We start from the raw sequence: 4,509 nt of genomic DNA, 5'->3' as shown, positions 1-4,509 counted from the left end.
GCACCGCCCGATCGGCTGCCTGCTGACGACGAACCATCCAACACCCCGCTGGTCACGAGGTGTTGCGACGACCGGTTGAATCCGCCCTGCGAGCCATGGTCGGCATGGTGGACGAGTTCGCCGGGGGCGACCTCCCGGCTGGCCAGCGCGCACTCGAGCGAGGTGAGGACCAGGTCGGCGTCCGCGTGGGCGGAGGTCTCCCAGGCCACGACTCTGCGGGAGAAGGCATCGCGGATCGCAGACAGCCAGAGTGGTCCCTCCAGGGTGGGGATCATGGTCAGGTCGGTGACCCACAGCCGGTTCGGCACAGGTGCCGTGAAGTCGCGTTGCACCAGGTCAGGGGCGAGGTCGGCGTCCGGGTCGCGGCGGGTGAAACCCTTGCTCCTGCGGGGGCTGATCCCGGCCAGGCCGGCCTCCCGCATGAGCCGCTCGACCCGCTTGCGGCCGACATGGAAGCCCTCGCGCTTCAGGACGGCATGGACTCTGGGCGATCCGTAGATCCCGCCGGAGTCCTGGTGGATCTGCCGGATCTGTCCGGTCAGCTCGGTGTCCTGGCGGCGCCGTTCACAGGGTTCGGTCTCGGACCGGCGCCAGCGGTAGTAGGTGGAGGAGGGGATGTGCAGTTCCCGGAGTACGGGCTCGACCCCCAGGTGCGGGTGCTCGTCGAGGAGCGCGGTCACCTGGGCCGGGTCGGGTCGAGCTGCGCGGCGAAAAAAGCCGAGGCCGTCCGCAGGACCTCATTGGCACGGCGCAGTTCCCGCACCTCCCGCCGCAGCTGGGCGAGCTCTTCCTTCTCCTCCGTGGTGAGCATGTCGTCCCGCTCGCCGGCGTCGGCCTCGGCCTGCCGGATCCAGCCCCGCAGGGCCTCGTGATGCACGCCGAGTTCCTCGGCCATCCGACGGATCACGGGCTTCGGCTCGGCTGTCCGGTACATCCGCACCGCACGCTCACGCAACTCCAGCGGGTACTTCCTCGGGGCAGGCATCGTCAGGGCTCCTCTCATGAAACCCATCTGACCTGCTGTCACCTCTCCCCGCATCTCGGGGGAACCTCGAAGAAGCTCCGCTGGGGCCTGAGCGCGGACGTGACCGAGCGCGACACCCTCGCCCGACTGGCGAAGGACCGCAGCGATTCCACGATTACCTACGAGCCCGCGCACTGACACGCATGTGACAGAAGTGGCTCACCCGCGATCCTCGTGGGCATATGACGTGCTACAGCCCTTTGACAGGACCGAAGAAATCTGCGCATTGAGCTGGAGCCAGGCGCAGTCCACCGGCCATAGCCCGCTTCTCAGTAGGGACGCAGAGGCTTGTAACCCCCCCGGCCGACCCCCGTCAATGGACGCAGGACAACTTCGGTGTCGGCCTTCCCCAACGGACTGCGGAGGGACCGAAAGAGCCATCTGGCAAAGCCGGAGAACCGACCAGCAGATCCTCGACCAGACCGCGCGGGAACGTGCCGCACGCAGCAGTTCTTCCCCGCGCGTCCTCGCTCAGCACTCGCCAGTAGGACAGTTGATATGACTGGGCCGAAAGCAGATCCGCCAGTTCTCTTGCATCAGCTCAACTGGCGTACAGACATAAGAAGATGACGATGGTCTTCGCGTGTCACATGGTTCGCATCCGATACGCCGCTCAGCATCGCCCGCTTTCCAGGGCCCAGTAGCTCGAAGCGCACCTGAGGAGTGTTGAACGAGTTAAGGGCTTCCAGCAGGTACGCCGGATTGAATGCGACCGACATGTCATCTGCGCCATCCAAGGTGGCCGCGAGCTGCTGGGAAGCGACGTCGTCTTCGTACCCCGCCTGAAGCAGAACGGTCCCCGGGGCGGAGAAGTCGAGCCGAATGGGGTTGTTGGTCTCCGCGACGACCGCGACACGGCGGACCGCGTCAGCAAGTGGCTCCCGCTGCACGATCGCGACTGCTGGGCCATCCAGCGCGAACAACTTGTCATAGCGCGGCAGCCGCCCTTCCAGCAGCCGCAGTGTCGTACGCATCCCGGCTCCCTCAAAGGCGATCAAGCCGCCACCCGAGTCGTCCAGTCCGACACGGATCGGTCCGGACTTCGCCAGCGAACGGGAGAGCTCGGTCAGCCTGCGGCCTGGCACCACTACCTCCACGGCCTCGGAGCCGGCACCCTCTGGGTTCCACGGCACCGAACGCACGGCATACCGGTACCGGTCCGAGGCGGCCAGCGTCATCGATCCACCATCCAGCCGGACCTGGATTCCCGTCAGCACCGGGAGCGTGTCGTCACGGCCCGCAGCTATCACGACCTGTCCGACGGCGGCCGCGAACTCAGCCGCATCCACCACTCCTCGACTTACCGGAAGTTTGGGCAGCGCCGGGTACTCCTGTGTGGGTAGCGTCGACAGCCCAAAGCGTGTGCCACCCCCGTCCATCGTGAAGCGTGTGCTTTCCAGCGAGCACTGCACCACCGCATCGGGCAACACCCGACAGATGTCGAGTAGCCTGCGCCCGAGCACGAGTACCTGGCCGGGTGCCAGCGTCTGCGCCGCCACCTCAATGTCGGCGGAAGCCTCATAGTCGAAGCCCGAGATGCGTAGTCGCCCCTCGCGGGCGTGCAGCAGCAGACCACCCAGCACGGGCACGGGCGAACGGGCGGGCAGCGACTTGGCCGCCCACCCCACGGCCTCCGCGAGAGCGCTCCGCTCGATCCTGAACTCCATCAGTACATCCCCCATCACGTCGGACCCGTTAATCCGCGCACGCTATACGTTGCCACTGACAACGGCCGGGCGGCTGGCTCCGAGAGCCAACCAGCTCCCGGAGGCAGCACCGAAATGCAAGGTTGCTCTGACCAACCGAGTCATCAACAGCCCAAGGGTAACCTTTCGCTTCCCAGGCCATCGAGCCGTGAAACTGCCCAGCAGGATAGGAAGGAGACTACGCGAACGGCACACCAACCGCCCCAACTCGCTGCCGCGGACCTGTAGTTTACATATCGCCCGCAGTTCAGAGCCGGTATCGGACGCTCCTGCGGTCGGTAAAGTCGAGTGCAGGGTGGCGTCGACGCCGACCGCTTGACTGAAGTGCTGGCGGATTTCCGCAGGCCAGAGACCTTGTGGCGGAGACGCCGTTGAGTCGACCGCAGAGGCATCTCGCGACTTGGCGGCCCTGTCGGTTCCCCTGCTGGGGGGTGGCTACGGATGATCCCTAACCTTAGCTAGTCTGACTTCATCCATGGAATTCCATGGAGGTCATCCAAGTATGCCAGGCACTCAGGGGACACCGCCGCCACATGCACTTCCGAATGGTCGGGAAGTGCCCCCCACTCGACATTCCCCTCCAGGTGTGGGGCGGTTGTGGCCACAAGGGTGTCAGTCAAATATACTTGCGCCCTAGGGTGAGGGGTTCGCCATCCTCCAAAATTCACTCTGGATAGTGGGTTGAGGACATCTGAAAGGAGATAGTCTGGTACCGCTTCACAAGCTCTCCAATGCGGGCCAAATGACGCCTCATGCACTGTAGCGTGAATGAGGAACTCTGCGAGGTTCTCTCTTGATTTACTTAGGTCGCTAAGGGACTCGCCCTCATAGACGGATTCTGGCTCGTCGACACTAAAGGCCCAAATTTGCACGCCAGGATCCGTCATAAATTCGGCCATGCCGCCATTTCTGGTGATCTCGTCAGGCAGAGTCATCCTGTATGTGGCTGCGATTGGGGTGGACCACTGTGAGGTCAACTCGTGCCAGTCACGTAGCGGCTTCGGGAGCCAATCGCAACGGCTGTGAAGTTTTTGCTGCGCTGCATTTTCTGGACCCCACCACCGCCGAAGGAAAGATGGCAGGTCAATTTCACTCGGCTCGATCACTTCATCAGCCTACCGCCGTGTACGTGCTGACGAACGGGTCCGCGTGCCGGTATCTACCGGAGTCGTTGGGTGCGTAGCTGACCACTGCGCACCATCGGTTCACCGCGTGGACTGCGGCCGGGCTGTGGCATGGGCTGCTCGGAGCCGGTTTCGGGATATTCCAGAGCACTGCCTGGCGGTACGTCGATGAGACCGCCTGCGGTGGGTGTAAGTCGCAGGTCGCCGGGTCGGTGGCGGCTGGTGGACGGTGTGCGGTGGCAGGTGCGGACGGGGGTGTCGCCGTGGCGGGCGAGCAGCTCCAGTAGGGCGTAGAAGCCGGCCGGAGATGGACGCCATCGCCGCCGCGCCCCGACGAAGACCTACAGCGCTCGTGAGTTTCACAGGCAACGTGAAGTGACACGGTGCAGTCCTCACCTGGTCGTTCAGGTGAGGACTGGCGCATCTCCTCCATTACGCATCATCGCCACAGGACGACAGGATCAAGCCCCACCCGCTGCCGTGCCAGTCACCACCGACAACCTCGCCAGTAGCGTGCCGCTCAAAGACATCAGGCGCGGTCAGCCACTCCGCCCCGCATAAGAAGCCATCTCATTTGGCGAGCCTGCGGTAGCAGATGAGGGTGCAGGCGATACTGGTGAAGGCGAGGAAGTGGTCGGCCTTGCGTTCGTAGCGT

General features: G+C 64.4%; 3 protein-coding genes. All 3 read right to left on the bottom strand.

The window, feature by feature from the left end; all coding sequences use genetic code 11:
• A partial coding sequence (locus ACWD01_RS37240; protein ID WP_451168399.1) for an IS3 family transposase occupies positions 1 to 680 on the bottom strand: 680 nt, incomplete at its 3' end.
• The gene (locus ACWD01_RS37235) at positions 677 to 985 is read right to left on the bottom strand and encodes a transposase (protein WP_451168397.1); all 309 of its coding nucleotides are present in this window, start codon (positions 983 to 985) and stop codon (positions 677 to 679) included. The genes ACWD01_RS37235 and ACWD01_RS37240, both read right to left, overlap by 4 nt.
• A gap of 575 nt (positions 986 to 1,560) precedes the next feature.
• Entirely contained in the window at positions 1,561 to 2,691 is a 1,131-nt protein-coding gene (gene dnaN / locus ACWD01_RS37230; RefSeq protein ID WP_451168395.1) for a DNA polymerase III subunit beta, read from the bottom strand.
• Positions 2,692 to 4,509: the final 1,818 nt, after the last annotated feature.

The sequence above is a fragment of the Streptomyces sp. NPDC002835 genome, assembly GCF_053591995.1.
The sequence above is the reverse complement of the archived record's forward strand: the minus strand, read 5'-3'. Positions and strand labels throughout refer to the sequence as shown.